A 16,986-nucleotide genomic window follows, 5' to 3' on the forward strand; every position below is an offset into this window, starting at 1 on the left:
CCGTGAAGACCATCAAGCGCTTCTACCAGCGAGCCGAATCCGTGGCAGCCGAGGACGGCTTCGCCATCCATCTGGACGGCAAGGCGGTGAAGACGCCGGGCGGGCGGCTTTTGGCGCTGCCCACCGCGGCCCTGGCCGAGGCCGTGGCCGCTGAATGGATGGCCCAGGAGGAGATGGTGCTGCCGTCCTCCATGCCGCTGACCCAATTGGCCAGCACCGCCCTGGACCGGGTGGGGCCGGAGCGTGGCCACATCCAGTCCGAACTGCTGAAATACGCCGGGACCGACCTGCTGTGCTATCGCGTCGATCATCCCGCCGATCTGGCCGAGCGCCAGGCCAAGGCCTGGCAGCCGCTGCTGGACTGGGCCGCGCTGGCCCTGGACGCGCCGCTATCCACCACCACCACGGTGGTGGCGGTGGCGCAGTCCGCGCAGGCCCTGGCCGCCCTGGAACGGTTCATCGCCGCCATGGATGTCTGGCGCCTGACGGCGCTGCAATCCGCGACCGCCGCCATGGGGTCGCTGATCCTGGGGCTGGCGCTGACCGAGGGGCGCATTGACGCCAGCCAGGCCTTTGATCTGTCGCAGTTGGACGAAACCTACCAGATCGAACAATGGGGCGAGGATTACGAGGCGGCCGACCGCCGCGCCGCCCTGGCCGCGGACATGAAGGCGGCGGCGCGATTCCTGGAATTGCTGCGCCCTATTTGACCGGAGTGATCGGCCCCAGGGTGCGCATCCAGCCCACCACGGCGGCACCGGGCGGGTCGCGGAAACCGGCGCCCGCCACCCGGGCCAGGGTGGAGGAGGTCAACAGGTCCTCCATGGGTTTCTTCAGGCATTGGGCGAAGCCGGGCTCCAGCTCGGTGCGATAGTCGGTCTCGCCCACATCCACCCGATTGGTGAAGTTGCCGAGCGGAATGCCGTCGGCGGTCCAGGCGTCGATACCGCAGCCCAGCTTCAGCCTGGCGTCGAGACGCGACCAACTGGCCTTGCCCACCAGCTTGACCACGATATGGGGCCGTATGGCGGGATCGTTGATCTCCACCGTCTCGAATCCCTTGGCCAGCATGGCGCGGGTGGCCTTGGCCAGGGCCAGGCCCTCGCGGACCTTGGTTTCCTCGTTCTGGAAGCGGGTGAGGGCAATGGTCAGGTTGCGGGACAGGTCGCTTTCGCTGGCGAAGACCATGACCCGGGCCTTGTGGGGCAGGGCAACGCCGGGCACGGGGGCCAACTGGATGCTGTCGGTGGGAGGAAGGCCGCCCAGGCAGCCGCCCAGGCCCATCGTGACCGCCGCCGCCATCGCCAGTTTCCACCACGCCGCCATGAGAGCCCCTCCCGTTGATTGGATGCAAGGCACTATAGCGGCGCTGATGGCGGTTGGGCAGGGGTCAGTTGATGGAGGACAGGCCCTGGGTCTTCACCCGCTTCTGCCACTCGCTCATGAAGGTCTGGAAGTCCTGCACCTGCTTGATCTTCTCGCCCACCCGGCGATAGTCGATGATGCCGCGCTCGGCCTCGCTGGTCAGCAGGTCGAAGGCTTCCTTCCATTCGCTATTGGCCATCAGCGGGCCATAGCTGCGCCGCAGCCGGGTCAGGCCGCGCTCGTCGCGGGCCAGGGTCATGGCGATGGCGGTGTCCAGCATGCGCCGCCCCATAACCGGGTCCAGAGGCCGGTTGCCGATGGGCTTTTCCAGGGTGCTTTCCAGGGTGGCGGCGGCATCGGACCACCGCTTCAGCCGCCAGTAGATGTCGCCCCGCAGCTTGCGGGCCTGATCGCTCTGGTCGTTGATGATCAGGGCCAAAGCCTCGGCCGAGCGGCCCAGATCGTCCAGGGCCTGGACCCGCAGGTAGCGGCGCTGGGCGGCGAGATCGACGGGAATGTCGGGAACCTCGCTGGCTTCCAGCGCTTCCAGGGCCAGTCCCGGTTTGCGGTCGGAGATGTTGAGGAAGGCCAGCCGCGCCCCCACCCGGGCCTTGTCCAGTCCGGACAGGCGGAATTCCACCTGATGGCGCAGCAACTCGCCCGCGCGGTCGAGCAGATCCACCGAGGCCAGCCGGTCGGCGAGTTTGCGGATCATCTCGTCGCCCTTGGTGCCCGACGGCGTCAGTTCCTGGAACTCGTCGTATAGGCCGATGGCGACAACCGGCTGCAGCTTGTCGGCGCCGCCGCCCAGGAACAGCTTGTTGAAAGCCTCGTGCATCTCATCGGTGACGTTGGGAATATCGGGATTGTCGGGGTAATTGGTGGACAGGCTGTGCATGCTCCGCAGCCCCTCGCCATAGCGCCCGGCGGCGATCTGCAACTGGCCCAGGCGCTTCATCAGCCGATACTCGAAATCCTCGCCCCGCCAGGCAAAGCGGAGCTTCTCGAATTCGGAGATCGCCTCGGCCGGGGTCATCTTGTTCAGTCGCAGCATCAACTCGACGCGGTCGCGACCGGCATAGGCCCGGTCGGGGCGGCTTTCGCTGGCTTCTGCGTCACGGAAGCGATTGATCGCCTGTTCCCACTGCTTGCCCGCCATGGCGGCCAGACCGGCCAGATAAGACAGCTTGCCCACATCGCGGCGCGACAATCCCTGGCCCATCATGGCATCGACGATCTTGGCGGCCCCCTTGGAATCGCCTGCCGCCGCCACGGTCTTGGCCGCGACCTCGCCGATGCCCATGCGCAAGGAGCGCGGCCAGCCCTTGATGTCCTCGGGGGCGAGACGCAGCACCAGGGCATGCTTGTTGGGATCGGGCAGCGACCGGGCCGAGGCGGCCGCCAGGAACAGCTGCACCCGGGGATCGTCCTTCAGGGCGGGCATGGACAAGTCGGCGATGGCGTCGGCATCGCGATACATCAGGAAGTTGGCGGCGCCCCGCACCGCCCGATAGGCGGGGGTGTCCACCACCTGGGGATCGACCTGGGCCATGATCTTCAACACGCCTAGGGCCTCGGCGCCGAACCCGTTGGCCAAATAGTGGCGCGCGATTTCCAGGCGCTGGGCGTTCTTGTCGTCGGGGCGGATGAAGGTCAGGCGGCTTTGCAGCTTGCGATGCTCTTCGACGAATTTGTCGTTGCCGCCCCGCAGCCACTTAGAAATGTCCAGCGGCGCGGTCGCCATGGTATCGGCGGCAATCTTGCCATCGCCCACCGCGCCGCCCTCCTCCCCGGCGGCGGGGGCAGCTCCCGACAGAAAAAGGCCGCCGGGCATGGTGGCTTCCACATTGGCCTTGTTTACGTCCAGGCGGGCGTTGTCGGTGCGCAGCACGGCGGCGATGCCCTGGGCGGTGGGCAGGATTTCCAGTGCCGGATATTCCCGGGTGCCGCGCACGCCGACGCCGATGGCCGGGGTCGCCACCACATGGATGGAATCGCCCACCTCGGGGTCCTTCAGCACCAGGGGGGCAGACCCATCGGCCATGGCCAGCAGCACGCGGCCGCGATCCTGGAAATCGAGCTGCGGCTTGATCTCGATGCCGACCTTGGGAGCCAGGGGCTGTTCCAGAATGTCCAGGACCCACAACTGCCCTTCCTTGCGTACCGACGGGTTGAAGCCCGGCCGGGTGATCATGCGCACGGCGGTGCCCTTGAAGCCCTGGATCTGCTCCACATGCAGCACCACGTCGCCGCCGGTGCGCTTCAACAGTTTGGTATCCACCTCGACCTTGAGGTCGAAGACCGCCCATAGCCAGCCCGCGCGGCGGAACACGGCGGCTCCGCTGGGCTTGTCGAAAGCGAAACCCAGGCTGACGGACTTGCCGTCCTTGGGCGGAGGGGCTGCTTCCACCGCTTCCAGGGATTCTGCAGGCTTGGCCTCGCCATTGGTCTTGCCATTGGCCTTGCCATTGGCGGCGGCGGGCGGCGGCGCCTGGGCCAGGGGCTTCAGCGAAGGCGGCTGTTCCTCGGTGCCGGGGGCGGGGGCCAGCGGCGGCGCGGCGGCGCCGTTGGTGCGGGGCGGCGGCGGCGCGCCGGCCGGGCGCACCAGATCCATGGCGACCCGGGGGCCGGAGGTGAAGTGGCGGACCCGCATGCCCGGCGGCAGACTGAGAACGACGGAGGTGCCCTTGCCCACCGCCTTGGATTCCAGGAAGCCGACATCGGGGGGCAGGGCGGCCTTGAGTGAGGTAACGTTGACATTGGCCGGGCGGTCGAAGGTGATGGACACCTGACCGCCCGCCTCGTCCACCGAATAGGTCACCGGCTTGGGCCAGTCGAACACCAGCCGGTTGAAGCCGGTATGCTCGCCGCCCCGCACCATCAGGTCGGTGGCGGGACCGGCGGGAGTGGGAGGCGCGGCGGCGGGTTTGGCTCCCGCGGCGGTCGAGGCCGGGTCCTTGGGCGTTTCGGTGGCGGGGGCGGGGGATGGCGCGGTGGAACTGGTGGGAGTCTTGGTTTCCACCAAGTCCACCACCACCGAGCTGCTGGTCTGGAAGCTCTTGATCTGGACGGGCACCGCCAGGGGGAAGGTGGCCATCTTGCGGTCGGGACTCAGCGTCACGCCCTTGAGATAGCGGGCCAGCGGTTTCAGCACCACCTTGGGGTCGCCGGCGATGGGCTTGTCGAAGCGGACGACCAGTTGGTTATTGACCAGATCGGCGGAGAATTTGACCGGGCCATCCCAGTCGAACACCATGCGGCCGAAACCGTCATGCTCGGCGGCCCGCGGCGTTGATTGCGCCCAGGCGACGCCCAGGCTTCCCAGCAGCAGAAATAAGGCCAGCAGGATGCGCGCGACGGCCGGTGCCGCCACTCGCCTTCCGTCGCTGGCTTGGCTTGCCGCCTCCATGGAATGGCCTGTCCGGTTAGTCGAAACTGGCCAGCAGCGCGTCGATATCGGCCTGATTGGTGCCGTTGCCGGGGAGCTGCGGGCCGTTGAGGAGATCCTCGTCGGTCAAGGGCTGTTCCCCGCCCGACTTGGCCTTGCCGCCATCGATGTCGCCGCCGAACATCCGAACCAGGCTTTCCACCCGGGTCTCGATTTCCTTCAGCGCCCTGACCACCTTGGTGATGCGCTGGCCGGTGATGTCCTGGAAGGTGCAGGCCTCGAAAATCCGGGTGGTGATTTCGTCCAGACGGTCGGCCACCTGCTGGTCGATCAGGGGGGTCAGGCTGCCAAGGCTCTCGGCGGCGTCCATGATCTCGTTGGTGGCGGCTTCGGTGGCGCCGACGATGGCGTCCAACTCGTCGGTCGCCGAGGCGATGAACTCGTCCCTGATTTCGCCAGGACGCAACGCCGCGATTTCTTCCTTGGCCGCATGGATATAAGTCGCGAGCGACTCCAGCTCCTGGTAGAGGCGGAGATCGCCCGCGCTGATATCGCCGGCCATGGTTTCGAGCATGGCTCGGACCACCTCGCCGATCTTATCGACGGCAATGGTCTCGCCATGCTCCTGGCGAATGGCGTCTAATCGCAGTTCCAGATCGCGGTCAACGCCTTTCGCGGGCATGGTCCGGACTCCTTCGATGCTAGAAGTCGCCCAGCACGCTGGTCATCTTGGTCTTCAGCGTCTCCGCGTTGAACGGCTTGACGATGTAGTTGGAGACACCGGCTTCCTTGGCGGCGATCACGTTCTCGGACTTGGATTCCGCGGTGACCATGATGAAGGGGACCGGCTTCAGCTTGGGATCGGCGCGGACTTCACGGAGCAACTGCAGGCCGGTCATGGGTTCCATGTTCCAGTCGGAAATCACCAAGCCATAAGTCCCCACGCGGAGCATCTGCAGCGCCATGGCGCCATCGGTGGCTTCATCGACATTGTTGAAACCAAGCTGCTTGAGCAGGTTCCGGATGATTCGCAACATCGTCTTGTAATCATCCACGATGAGGACGTTCATATTCTTATCGACAGCCATTCATCCGCTCCTTCGAGACACCTGGCACCAATGACGTAGATGCCGGCAACCCACGATTTTCCTAGTTAAGATAGGGGAAGGCACTTGCGCAAGTCATTTTTTCTGCAATCCCCGGCATTTAGCCCCCCGGTGCCATTTTTGGCATGGGGATTTGGCGTCTTTGCGCCAACTCGGAAGTAACGCCCTTGGCCTTGGACGGGTCCATTTCAGCCAAGATGGGAGCCACCTTCTGTTCCTTCATCCGTTCCAATACTTCAAGCAGGATGCTCATGTCCAGCTGCTCGAAGATTTTGGCGGCCTCTTTCGGCTTCATGTTTTCGTAGATTTTGACCAGGGAGCGCATCTTATTGTCTTCCTGATCATTATACTGGCGCAGCAAGCCCTCGATGGTGTGCTGCAGGGTCTTCATCTCGGCGACCTTGCGGTCGATCTGGTCCTCGGCCGCCTTCAGCAGAGCCTCTCGCCGCTCGATATCCTTTTCCCGCATGTCCAGGGTGCCGCGGCGCTCCTGCAGCTTCTGCAGCACGTCCAGTTCGGTTTGCGTCATGCCGCCGCCGTCGCCGGGGGCGGCGCTGGTGGCGGCCGGGGCATTGGCGGGCGTGGCGGCGGGAGCGGGCTGGTCGGACTTGGCGGCGGCGGGCTGGGCCGGGCTGGCGGCGGGTGGCGGCGTGTTGGGCTTGGACGGCTGCTGGGCCTGCAACTCGGCCACCGACACCGATCCTGGTCCAACCATGCCCTTGAAGATATCGGTGACGCGGATGGACAGCATCAGCACGCCGACGAAGATCAGCACCGGGAGCACGCGCACGATGGGAGGCTTGCCGCCCGACGCCTTCTTCTGGGCGGCGGCCAGGGCGGCGGCGGCCTGGGACTGGGGCGCGGGCCTGGGAGCGGATGCCTTGGCGGATTTGCCGGACTTGGCGGATTTGCTGGCCATTTCTCGCCCCTATCTCATGGACTGCAGGGCACGCAGCAACTCGCGCTCGGCTTCCGAGCGTTCGTCGCTTTCGGCTTCGGCTGACGCGGCGGCGGCGGCCAGGGCGGCCTGCTGGGCGGCGCGCCCGCCGGAACCGCGCGGCAGGGGCGGCGGCGGTGCCGATGCCGCTGCCGAAGAGGTCGGGGAGGATGGGGCGCCCGCCCTGGGCTCGGTTCTGGCCGAGCGCACCGAGTTTTCCAGCCGGTTGGCCATGGTGTCGGCACGTTCGATCATGAAGGCGAGGTCGTCGCGCAAGCTTTGGGCCTTCTCCACCCGTTCCTGCAGCGCCTGACCCGCCTCCTCGGCGGCCTTGCGCAGCTTGGGGATGGAGGACTCGGCCCGCACCGTGGCCTCGTTGAAATTGATGATGGTCTTGGCCAGGTCGTCACGGTTCTTGCGCAAGGACGACAGGCGCGAATTGAGCATGACCGCGTAACCGATGGTCGCGACCAGCAGTATGGAAACCAGGATGTCGAGGGCGACCTTCCAATCCACGGTTCTATCCCTTCGTCTTGTCGCGTCGGCTGGTGTCGTCGACCTGGATGGCGATGTGTTGGCCCTTGCGGCCCATGCGGCCCCGGAACAGGGCGATATCGCCGCAGCGCATGTCGATGGGCGAATCGGCGGTGGCGTTCAGCGTCAGCTTGGAGCCGGGCTTCCAGGCCAGGACTTCGCGCAGATTCATCACCTGCTCGTCCAGCACCGCTTCCAGCTCCACCTCGGTCATCCACAGCTCTTCCGCCAAGTGGGTTTCCCAGATGGAGTCGCGGCCGAACTTTTCACCCATGAACATCTGGAGCAGCAGCTCGCGGACGGGTTCCAGGGTGGCGTAGGGCAGCAGCAGTTCAAGGCGGCCGCCGCGGTCTTCCATGTCGATGCGCAGCTTGGCGACGATGGCGGCGTTGGACGGGCGCGAGATGGTGGCGAAGCGGGGATTGGTCTCCAGCCGGTCGAAGCGGAAGGTGACGGGCGACAGCGGGTCGAAGGCGGCCGACAGGTCGGACAGCACCACATGGACCATGCGCTCGACCAGATTGCGTTCGATGGTGGTGTAGGGACGGCCCTCGATGCGCATGGCCGCCGTGCCGCGACGGCCGCCCAGCAGCACGTCCACGATGGAGTAGATCAGCGAGGAATCGACGGTCAGCAGGCCGAAATTGTCCCATTCCTCGGCCTTGAACACCGCCAGCATGGCGGGCAGCGGAATGGAGTTCAGGTAGTCGCCGAAACGCAAGGAGAGGATGTTGTCCAGCGACACTTCCACGTTGTCGGAGGTGAAATTGCGCATGGAGGTGGACATCATGCGCACCAGCCGGTCGAACACCACTTCCAGCATGGGAAGGCGTTCGTAGGACACCAGCGCGGAATTGAGGATGGCCTGGATGCCGGACTTGTCACCCGCACCGCCGGCATCATCGTCGAAGCCCAGCAGCGAGTCGATTTCGTCCTGGTTCAGGACTCTGGTGGAATCACGGGCAACGGCGGCCTGGGTCTCACCGCCGGAATCTCCGGCGCCGAGCATGGCTTCCCATTCGGCGGCCATGGCACCACCGTCTTCCTCGCCGCCTCCGCCGCCTCCGCCCCCGCCACCATCGCCGTCACCGGCCATGGCAGCCCATTCCTTCATGAGGGCTTCTTCGTCTTCGGCGCCTCTGGGTTGGCCGCCTTCGTCTTCCATCGCCATTCCAGCAATCCTGCTTGTCCGTTATTGGACCAGCATTTCCTTGAACAACACGTCGCTGACCTTGACCGGCTTGACCGCGGCATTGACACGGGTCAGCAATTCCTCGCGCAGCAGATGCATGCCCGACGCACCTTGCAGATCCTCGATGCGCAGCTCGCGCAGATAGACCTGGAAATTGTCGACGATGCGCGGAAGCATCTGCTCGACCCGGGGCTGGTCGGTGATGGCCTCCAGCTCAAGGGCGACCCTGAGCTTGAGGAAGGCCTGCTTGCGGCCGGTGCTTTGCAGGTTGACCAGCATTTCCGGCAGGTCCATGAACGCCGCCGCCTGCACCGCCTTGGGCGGGGGTGGGGGCGCCGGGGCATCGGTGGCGTGCGCCTCCTCGGCCTTCTTCTTGCCCAGCAGCCCGTCCAGGATGCCCGAGAAATAGAGCCCGGCACCAGCGCCGCCCAGCAATAGGATGGGCAGGACGATGATCAGGATCTTCTTGATCGGCAAGCCTTTTTTAGGCGACTCGGATGAGTCTTCCGAGCCTTCGCCTTCTTCGAAATCTTCTTCCAGGTCTTCGGCCATGGCCCTCTTCCGAATGATCGGGTCGCCGGTCCGGCAAAGCCGGTCGTGCGCACCATAGAAACTATATCTTGGCGGTTAACAGAAGGTTGCGATTGCGCGAAAGAACAGGGTTTTTCCGCAAAATGGCCACCTGTCCAGCCGGGATCGGCACAACCATACCAACCGGGGGGTGGCCCGGCAATAAGTGCCCGGCATAACGGGGGGCGGCCGGGACAGGGACGGGGATGAATCGAGGAAATCCGCCGTTTCTCGAAGTTGGCACGCTTGCTGCAAGAGTGGTGGCGAACCGATTTGCCAGCGAGTTGGACCCATGCAGAACACCTCATACATCGCCCTCTCCCGCCAGGCCGCGCTGCAGCGCCAGCTGGACGTGATCGCCAACAACATGGCCAACACCAACACCATGGGGTTCAAGGGCGAGCAGATGCTGTTCCGTGAATTCCTGGTCCCGACCCGTTCCTCCGAGCGCGCCGTCGGCGGCAAGCTCTCCTTCGTCCAGGATGTGGGCGTGCTGCGCGATACCCGCGAAGGCCCGCTGACCAAGACCGACAATCCGCTGGACTTCGCCATCCACGGCGACGGCTACTTCCAGATCGAGACCGAGGCCGGGATGCGCTATGGCCGCAACGGTCATTTCCGCCTCGACCAGAGTGGCATGCTGGTGAATTCCCAGGGTTTCGCCGTCATGGACGACCGCGACCAGCCCATCATCTTCGCCCCAAACGAGACCCGCATCGAGGTTTCCGAGGACGGCACCGTGTCCACCGAGAACGGCCGGGTCGCCAAGCTGAAGGTGGTCAAGTTCGCCAACGACCAGAACCTGCGTTCGGCCGGTGACTCGCTGTTCGAGACCTCCGACGAGCCGGAAGTGGTCGCCCGGCCCGCCGTCATCCAGGGGATGATGGAGGAGTCCAATGTCCAGCCGGTCGTCGAGATGACCCGCATGACCCAGATTTTGCGTGAATACCAAGGCGTCCAGAAGATGATCGACGCGGAGCATGACCGTCAGATGAAGGCCATGCAGACGCTGTCGAACGCCAAGCCGTCTTGATCTGAATTCGAGGGGAAGGAAAACCGCCATGCGCTCGTTGAACATCGCCGCCACCGGCATGCTGGCCCAGCAGACCAATGTCGAAGTCATTTCGAACAACATCGCCAACATGAACACCACCGCCTTCACCCGGCGTCGGCCCGAATTCGCCGATCTGCTCTACCAGAACCTGCGCCGCGTCGGCTCACAGTCGTCGGATACCGGCACCATCGTGCCGACCGGCGTGCAGTTGGGCCTGGGCGTCAAGACCACGGCGGTCTATCGCATCACCGAGCAGGGCAGCGTGCAGAGCACCGACAACACCCTCGACCTCGCCATCCAGGGCAAGGGCTATTTCCGCATCCTGCTGCCCTCGGGCGAAACCGCCTATACCCGCGACGGTTCGTTCCAGCTGTCCCCGGAAGGCAATATCGTTACCCATGAAGGCTATCTGGTGCAGCCGCAGATCACCATTCCCCCCGATGCGGTGGGCGTCACCGTCGACGCCACCGGCCAGGTGATCGTCAAGCAGGACGGCCAGGTGCAAAGCCAGGTCAAGGGCCAGCTGACCCTGGCCACCTTCGCCAACGACGCCGGTCTGGAAGCGCGCGGCAACAACCTGTTCATGGAAACCCCGGCCTCGGGCCAGCCCCAGACCCAGCCCCCGGGCAAGCCCGGCTTCGGCTCGCTGCTGCAGGGCTTCCTCGAGACCTCCAACGTCAACGTGGTCGCCGAGGTCACCAATCTGATCGGCGCCCAGCGCGCCTATGAAATGAATTCGAAGGTCATCCAGGCCTCCGACGAGATGCTCTCCACCATCAATCAGATGAAGTAAGGAGACCGCCATGATCCGCCGCCTCGCCCTGACCGGCCTTGCCCTTGCCACCGCGTTGAGCCTCGGCTCCGCCGCCTGGGCCGCCTCGTTGCCGCCCCAGTTGAAGCCCTCGGCCATGATCGAGGGCGATGTCATCCGCCTGGGCGACCTGTGGGACAATCTGGGCGACGAAAAGGCCGCCACCCCCCTGGCCAATGCGCCGCAGGCGGGCAAGCGGGTGGTGCTGGAAAACCGCTGGCTGGCCGCCGTGGCCCAGTCCTACGGCATCGACTGGCGCCCCGCCAACGCCTTCGAGCGTTCGGTGGTGGAGCGGGCCGGTCAGAATGTGGATGTCCGCGCCATCGAGACCGAGCTGAAGGAAGCGCTGCGGCTGGAAGGCGCCCCCATCAACGCCACCGTGGAAATCACCAACCGCACCGCCCTGCATTTCTCGGTTCCTTCCAATGTCACCGCCACCGTCGGCGTGCGCGACGTGGTCTATGACCAGCGCATGAACCGGTTCCAGGCGGTGGTCGAGGTTCCCGCCGGGTCGCCCAACGCCACCCGCGTCAAGGTCCTGGGCAATGTCTTCGCCTCGACCCGCATCCCGGTCCTGGCCCGCGCCATGGGCCGTGGCGACACCATCACCGAGGGCGACATCCAGTGGATCGATGTGCGTGACGAGGTGATCCGCCGTGACGTGGTCACCGCCACCCGCCAGTTGATCGGCCAGGAGCCCCGCTACCAGTTGCGCGCCGGCGCCCCCATCCGCACCGTCGAGGTCCAGAAGCCGGTGGTGGTGGCCAAAAACAGCCCCGTGACCATGATGGTGCGGTCCAAGTTCATGACGCTGACCGCCCAGGGCCGCGCCGTCGAGGACGGCAGCACCGGCGACGTGATCCGCGTCACCAATATCCAAAGCAAGCAGACCGTCGACGCCAAGGTCGAGGGACCCGGACAGGTCTCCGTGATCCCCGGCGGCATGCGCGCCCTGGCCAACTGACGAGCAGATGGGAGTACTGATCATGTTCCGTCGCGACACTTTCCCCAAGACGCTCAAGGCCATCGCCATCGTCGCCGCCGTGTCCGAGCTGGCCGCCTGCAACATGCTGACCCGCATGTCCGAAGTGGGCTCCGGGCCGCAGATTTCCGCCATCTCCAACCCGACCCAGAAGGCGGGCTACCAGCCGGTCAGCATGCCCATGCCCCAGCCGGTGGCCCCGCCCACCAGCGCCAATTCCCTGTGGCGGCCGGGCGCGCGCGCCTTCTTCAAGGACCAGCGCGCCAAGGATGTGGGCGATATCCTGACCGTCTCGGTCTCTATCAACGACAGCGCCACCCTGACCAGTACCCTGACCAATACCCGGGCGGGCAAGGAAGTGGCGGGCAGCAGCACCACCGGCAGCCCGGTCACCATGCTGGGCTTCGAGAACAGCCTGAACAAGATCCTGCCCGACTCCCTGAGCCTGGCCAGCCTGGCCGATATCAGCTCGACGTCGAGTGTCTCCAACACCGGCAAGACGGCGCGGACCGAGGCCATCACCCTGACCATGGCCGCCGTCATCACCCAGGTTCTGCCCAACGGCAATCTGGTGATTTCCGGCCGCCAGGAATTCCGGGTCCATTACGAAATGCGCGAACTGTCCATACAGGGCATCATTCGGCCGGAAGACATCAGCTCGTCCAACAGCGTGTCCTCGTCCAAGATCGCCGAGGCCCGCGTGTTCTACGGCGGCCGTGGCATGGTCAGCGACGTCACCCAGCCGCGTTACGGCCAGCAGATCTTCGACATCATCTTCCCCTTCTGATCGGATCGAGCCGAACCAGTGGCCGGGGGCGCCAAGCGCGTCCCCGGTCGCTCGGCATTTCTTGCCCGGCAAAATCCCGCCCCCGCATGGCGGGGCCGCGCGGGCAATGCTATATAAAGGCCTTCCCGCCATTTCCGGTCGAGATCGCCATGAAGCCTGCCGCCGTTTTCCTCGCCGCCCTGCTAGTCGCCGCGACGGGCGCCGATGCCCAGACCGTCCCCGCCTCGCGCGAGCAGATGCGGCTGACCTTCGCCCCGGTCGCCCGGCAGGTGGCGCCCGCCGTGGTCAACATCTACACCAAGCGGGTGGTCCGGGCCGCCGCCTCCCCCATGTTCGCCGATCCCTTCTTCCGCCGCTTCTTCGGCGACGTGCCCGGCATGGGCATGACCAGGGAGCGGGTGCAGAATTCCCTGGGCTCGGGCGTGCTGGTGGGGGCCGACGGCACGGTGGTGACCAACCACCACGTCATCAAGGATGCCGACGAGGTCACGGTGGTGCTGTCCGACCGCCGCGAATTCGAGGCCCGCATCGTCGGTTCCGACGAACGCACCGATCTGGCCGTGGTCAAGATCGAGTCCAAGGGCGAGACCTTTCCCACCCTGATCCTGGGCGATTCCGACAAGATCGAGGTGGGCGACCTGGTGCTGGCCATCGGCAATCCCTTCGGCGTCGGCCAGACCGTGACCCAGGGCATCGTCTCGGCCCTGGCGCGGACCAATGTGGGGGTATCCGACTTCCGCTCCTTCATCCAGACCGATGCCGCCATCAATCCCGGCAATTCCGGCGGCGCCCTGGTGGATATCGACGGCCGCCTGATCGGCATCAATACCGCCATCTATTCCAAGGACGGCGGTTCCAACGGTATCGGCTTCGCCATTCCCACCGCCCTGGTCAAGAATGTGGTGGCCGGCATCTCCAAGGGCGGCAAGGTGGTGCGGCCCTGGCTGGGGGCGGGCGGTCAGGCGGTGACTTCGGACCTAGCCCAGGCGCTGAAGCTGCCCCGGCCGCTGGGGGTTCTGGTCAACAACGTCTATCGCGATTCCCCCGCCGCCAAGGCGGGGCTGCAGATCGGCGACGTCATCGTCGCGGTGCAGGGCCGCGAGGTGGACGATCCCGAGGGGCTGCGCTTCCGTCTCGCCACCCTTCAGGTGGGCGGCGACACCCAGCTGACCGTGTTGCGCAGCGGCGCCGAGAAGCAGATTTCCGTCCGCCTGATCGCGCCGCCGGAAACTCCGCCGCGCGACCAGACCGAGCTGAGCGGCCGCAATCCCTTCGGCGGTGCCACGGTGGTCAACATCAATCCCGCCCTGGCCGAGGAGATCGGCATCAATTCCGGCCTGTCCGGCGTCATGGTCCTGGGGGTGCGGCGCGGCTCGGTGGCCCACCGCCTGGGGGTTCAGCCGGGCGACCTGATCCTGCGCATCAATGAAAAGCCGGTGGCCAGCGTCGCCGACGTCAAGGCGGCGGTGTCGGGCGAGCGGCCGCGCTGGGCCATCACCATCAACCGCAATGGCGAGACCATGACCCAGGTGATCGAGGGGTGACCACCCTCTTCGAGAAGGAGGAGGATCGGCCGCTGGCCGAGCGGCTGCGGCCCCACGGCCTGGACGAGGTGGTGGGCCAGGGCCATCTGCTGGCTCCTACCGCGCCGCTGGGGCGCATGCTGGCGGCGGGCAAGCTGGCCTCCATCATCCTGTGGGGGCCGCCGGGCTGCGGCAAGACCACCATCGCCCGGCTGCTGGCCGAGCGCACCGACCTGCATTTCGAACCGCTCTCCGCCGTGTTCTCGGGTGTTGCCGATCTGCGCAAGGTGTTCGACGCCGCCACCAAGCGCAAGGAGGCCGGCCGGGGTACCCTGCTGTTCGTGGATGAGATCCACCGCTTCAACCGGGCACAGCAGGACGGCTTCCTGCCTTTCGTGGAGAACGGCACCGTGGTGCTGGTGGGCGCCACCACCGAGAATCCCTCCTTCGAACTGAATTCGGCGCTGCTGTCGCGGACCCAGGTTCTGGTGCTGCACCGCCTGGACGAGGCGGCGCTGGAGGCTTTGCTGACCAAGGCCGAGGCGGCGCTGGGCCGTCCGCTGCCCCTGGACGAGGCGGCGCGGGCGGCGGTCAAGGCCATGGCCGATGGCGACGGCCGTTATCTGCTCAATCTGGCCGAGGATCTGGCCCTGCTGCCGCCCAGCCCGGTGCTGGGACCGGCGGAACTGGCCGAGGCGGTGCAGCGCCGCGCGCCCTCCTACGACAAGGACCGCGAGGGCCATTACAACCTGATCAGCGCGCTGCACAAGAGCTTGCGCGGCTCCGATACCGACGCGGCCCTGTACTGGATGGCCCGCATGCTGACCGGCGGCGAGGATCCGCTGTTCATCGCCCGGCGCCTGACCCGCTTCGCGGTGGAGGATATCGGCCTGGCCGATCCCAACGCGGTGGTGCAGGCCCTGTCGGCCTGGGATGTCTATGAGCGCCTGGGGAGCCCCGAGGGCGAACTGGCCCTGGCGCAGCTGGTGATCTATCTCGGCACCGCGCCCAAGTCCAACGCCGCCTACACGGCGTTCAAGGCGGCCATGAAATCGGCCCGCGAGACCGGCTCGCTGATGCCGCCCAAGCATATCCTTAACGCACCCACCAAGCTGATGAAGGAAATCGGCTATGGCAAGGGCTACCAGTACGACCACGACGCTCCCGATGGCTTCTCGGGCCAGAACTACTTTCCCGACGAGATGCCCCGGCGTCGCTTCTATGATCCGGTGGAACGCGGCTTCGAGCGCGAGGTCAGGAAGCGGCTCGACTACTGGGACAAGCTGCGGGCGAGGAAGGGGAGTGAATAGCCCCCTTGCCCAAAGGCGCGATTAGCCTTAAGAACCGGCTCCAAGGGCGGTTAGCTCAGCTGGCAGAGCATCTCGTTTACACCGAGAGGGTCGGCGGTTCGATCCCGTCACCGCCCACCAAGCATTTTCAATGCGTTAGCTGATTTTGCGGTTTTTGATAAAAGCGCACGCTGTTTGCTTTTATCCCGCTTTGGGGCGCTGAACCCCACCGATTTTCCGTCACCCATGAGCCCGTCGCCCAGGCTGGTTGCAAGCTCTCGGAGATAGCCAGGATTGACCTTGCGATAGATTCGCTTGACCGTCTTTTCGTCGGTGCTGGTGAAATCGGCGATGGCGTCGACCGTCCATCCGTCCATGGCCAGCCAGCTGATGACGCTATGCTTCAGGATGTGGGGGGAGGCTTCGGGGATATCCGCTGCCTTCGCGGCCCGTCTGAACCCGGTGGAGATGGATGCGATTCCGCTTGATCCATGCTCGACCACGAACGGCGTCACCGCGATTCCGTGGGCCTCGCGCAATGCGTCGATCACCCTGCTATCGACCGGGCAGACGCCACGGCGCTTTTTGTTCTCGCCTCGGGTCGGGTCGCGGAAATCCAGCACGCCGGATTCCCACAGCACCCGATCCCAGGTCAGTCCCAGGATGGACCCTGTCCGCTGTCCTGTTGTCATGGCAATGAGCAGAAACAGGCGGATGTGATAGGCGTGCGCCCTCTCCATCAGTCGCTTGGCCTGATCGCGGGTCAGGAACCATTCGCGCGGCGGGCGAGGGGCGGGAAGGGGAAAGTCACAGATGCGCAGCTTTTCCGGGATGGCGGCGCGAAGCTCCTCCATCTCCCGGCGGGCGCTGCTGTGGGGACGGGTCTCGACATACTGGCGCAGCAGGCCGTCCGAGATCTGATCAGGGCGATAGTCTCCGAAGAAGGCTATGAGCGGTTTGTGAAACGAGGTGATGCGCGGTTCCACCCGGCGGCCATTCGGGCCGTCCACCATGAAGTCCTTGGCGCGCTCGGTCAGGTACCACGCAACGGTGGGGGATGGTGGGGGGGCGTTCCGCGCTATCTTGAAATCGGCAAGCACAAGCCGAGCTTCCGCCTCGTCTTCTGTGCCCGTGCTGAGAATTTGGCTTCGGCGGCTCCCTGGCTCGGTCCAGCGGATATACCATGCGCGCCGCCCTGAGACCCTGACAAGGTGGGGATTGGCGTCGGAATTTGGTTTGCGGGGCATTCGTAGCGGGCCTCCCATTCCTCGGCATGGCGGGGGAGGATGCGAATCGAGCATCCCGGCCGCCGCACGCATCCAAGCTCCTTGCTGGCGATCATGTCGTAAACGGAGCTGGTTGAAAACCCGTAGGTCTCGGCAAAATCCGAGACAGTCATTGCCTTCCTGCGGGGGAAGTCTGTCAGATCATCCATTGTTATTCCCCAT

Annotated in this window: 16 protein-coding genes and 1 tRNA gene; 8 read left to right on the forward strand and 9 right to left on the reverse strand. The window is 65.5% G+C overall.

From position 1 onward, the window contains the following. The first annotated feature begins 2 nt into the window (after nucleotides 1-2). Nucleotides 3-710 carry an ATP12 family chaperone protein gene (locus tag A6A04_RS03160; protein ID WP_068489838.1) on the forward strand — a complete coding sequence of 236 codons (708 nt, stop codon included), beginning with the start codon at nucleotides 3-5 and terminating at the stop codon, nucleotides 708-710. Here A6A04_RS03160 and A6A04_RS03165 read toward each other — a convergent pair. The 8 genes from A6A04_RS03165 to A6A04_RS03200 all read right to left on the reverse strand — a co-directional run bounded on the left by A6A04_RS03165 (nucleotide 703) and on the right by A6A04_RS03200 (nucleotide 9,074). Beyond that, nucleotides 703-1,326: a hypothetical protein gene (locus A6A04_RS03165; protein ID WP_068489840.1), complete on the reverse strand. Its 624-nt coding sequence runs from the start codon at nucleotides 1,324-1,326 to the stop codon at nucleotides 703-705. The two genes, A6A04_RS03160 and A6A04_RS03165, sit on opposite strands and share 8 nt — an antisense overlap. Nucleotides 1,327-1,390: 64 nt before the next feature. After that, the gene (locus A6A04_RS03170) at nucleotides 1,391-4,738 is read right to left on the reverse strand and encodes a tetratricopeptide repeat protein (RefSeq protein ID WP_068489842.1); all 3,348 of its coding nucleotides are present in this window, start codon (nucleotides 4,736-4,738) and stop codon (nucleotides 1,391-1,393) included. Nucleotides 4,739-4,790: 52 nt separating this feature from the next. Continuing rightward, entirely contained in the window at nucleotides 4,791-5,435 is a 645-nt protein-coding gene (locus A6A04_RS03175; protein WP_068489844.1) for a protein phosphatase CheZ, read from the reverse strand. 19 nt (nucleotides 5,436-5,454) lie between these two features. After that, a complete protein-coding gene (locus A6A04_RS03180) occupies nucleotides 5,455-5,841 on the reverse strand; it encodes a response regulator (protein ID WP_068489845.1) in 387 nt (128 codons plus the stop codon). Between the two features lie 118 nt (nucleotides 5,842-5,959). After that, nucleotides 5,960-6,778, reverse strand: coding sequence for a MotE family protein (locus A6A04_RS03185; protein ID WP_082914655.1), 819 nt, complete (start codon nucleotides 6,776-6,778; stop codon nucleotides 5,960-5,962). Between the two features lie 9 nt (nucleotides 6,779-6,787). Then, nucleotides 6,788-7,312 (reverse strand): DUF6468 domain-containing protein, encoded by a 525-nt coding sequence (locus A6A04_RS03190; RefSeq protein ID WP_068489847.1) that lies wholly within the window; start codon nucleotides 7,310-7,312, stop codon nucleotides 6,788-6,790. Nucleotides 7,313-7,316: 4 nt separating this feature from the next. Then, on the reverse strand, nucleotides 7,317-8,501 hold the full coding sequence (gene fliM, locus A6A04_RS03195) for a flagellar motor switch protein FliM (RefSeq protein WP_068489849.1): 1,185 nt from the start codon (nucleotides 8,499-8,501) through the stop codon (nucleotides 7,317-7,319). 21 nt (nucleotides 8,502-8,522) lie between these two features. Then, on the reverse strand, nucleotides 8,523-9,074 hold the full coding sequence (locus A6A04_RS03200) for a flagellar basal body-associated FliL family protein (RefSeq protein WP_068489850.1): 552 nt from the start codon (nucleotides 9,072-9,074) through the stop codon (nucleotides 8,523-8,525). 310 nt (nucleotides 9,075-9,384) lie between these two features. Between A6A04_RS03200 and flgF the strand changes: the two genes are divergently transcribed. From flgF to A6A04_RS03235, 7 genes are all read left to right on the forward strand, one after another. Next, complete coding sequence (gene flgF, locus A6A04_RS03205) at nucleotides 9,385-10,125, forward strand: flagellar basal-body rod protein FlgF (protein ID WP_068489852.1); 741 nt, start codon at nucleotides 9,385-9,387, stop codon at nucleotides 10,123-10,125. 28 nt (nucleotides 10,126-10,153) lie between these two features. Next, complete coding sequence (gene flgG / locus A6A04_RS03210; protein ID WP_068489854.1) at nucleotides 10,154-10,939, forward strand: flagellar basal-body rod protein FlgG; 786 nt, start codon at nucleotides 10,154-10,156, stop codon at nucleotides 10,937-10,939. A 10-nt stretch (nucleotides 10,940-10,949) separates the two neighbouring features. Beyond that, nucleotides 10,950-11,921, forward strand: a complete 972-nt coding sequence (flgA, locus tag A6A04_RS03215; protein ID WP_068489857.1) for a flagellar basal body P-ring formation chaperone FlgA — start codon at nucleotides 10,950-10,952, stop codon at nucleotides 11,919-11,921. Nucleotides 11,922-11,943: 22 nt separating this feature from the next. After that, a complete protein-coding gene (gene flgH / locus A6A04_RS03220; RefSeq protein ID WP_068490071.1) occupies nucleotides 11,944-12,726 on the forward strand; it encodes a flagellar basal body L-ring protein FlgH in 783 nt (260 codons plus the stop codon). 149 nt (nucleotides 12,727-12,875) lie between these two features. Continuing rightward, the gene (locus tag A6A04_RS03225) at nucleotides 12,876-14,270 is read left to right on the forward strand and encodes a DegQ family serine endoprotease (protein ID WP_068490073.1); all 1,395 of its coding nucleotides are present in this window, start codon (nucleotides 12,876-12,878) and stop codon (nucleotides 14,268-14,270) included. Further along, entirely contained in the window at nucleotides 14,267-15,559 is a 1,293-nt protein-coding gene (locus tag A6A04_RS03230) for a replication-associated recombination protein A (RefSeq protein WP_068489859.1), read from the forward strand. Before A6A04_RS03225 ends, A6A04_RS03230 begins: the two co-directional genes overlap by 4 nt. A gap of 44 nt (nucleotides 15,560-15,603) precedes the next feature. Next, a tRNA-Val gene (locus tag A6A04_RS03235) sits at nucleotides 15,604-15,679 on the forward strand. Here the strand turns inward: A6A04_RS03235 and A6A04_RS03240 are convergent. After that, nucleotides 15,667-16,638, reverse strand: a complete 972-nt coding sequence (locus tag A6A04_RS03240; RefSeq protein ID WP_068489861.1) for a tyrosine-type recombinase/integrase — start codon at nucleotides 16,636-16,638, stop codon at nucleotides 15,667-15,669. The two genes, A6A04_RS03235 and A6A04_RS03240, sit on opposite strands and share 13 nt — an antisense overlap. Between the last annotated feature and the right edge of the window lie 348 nt (nucleotides 16,639-16,986).

This window comes from Paramagnetospirillum marisnigri, assembly GCF_001650715.1.
Classification (GTDB): domain Bacteria; phylum Pseudomonadota; class Alphaproteobacteria; order Rhodospirillales; family Magnetospirillaceae; genus Phaeospirillum; species Phaeospirillum marisnigri.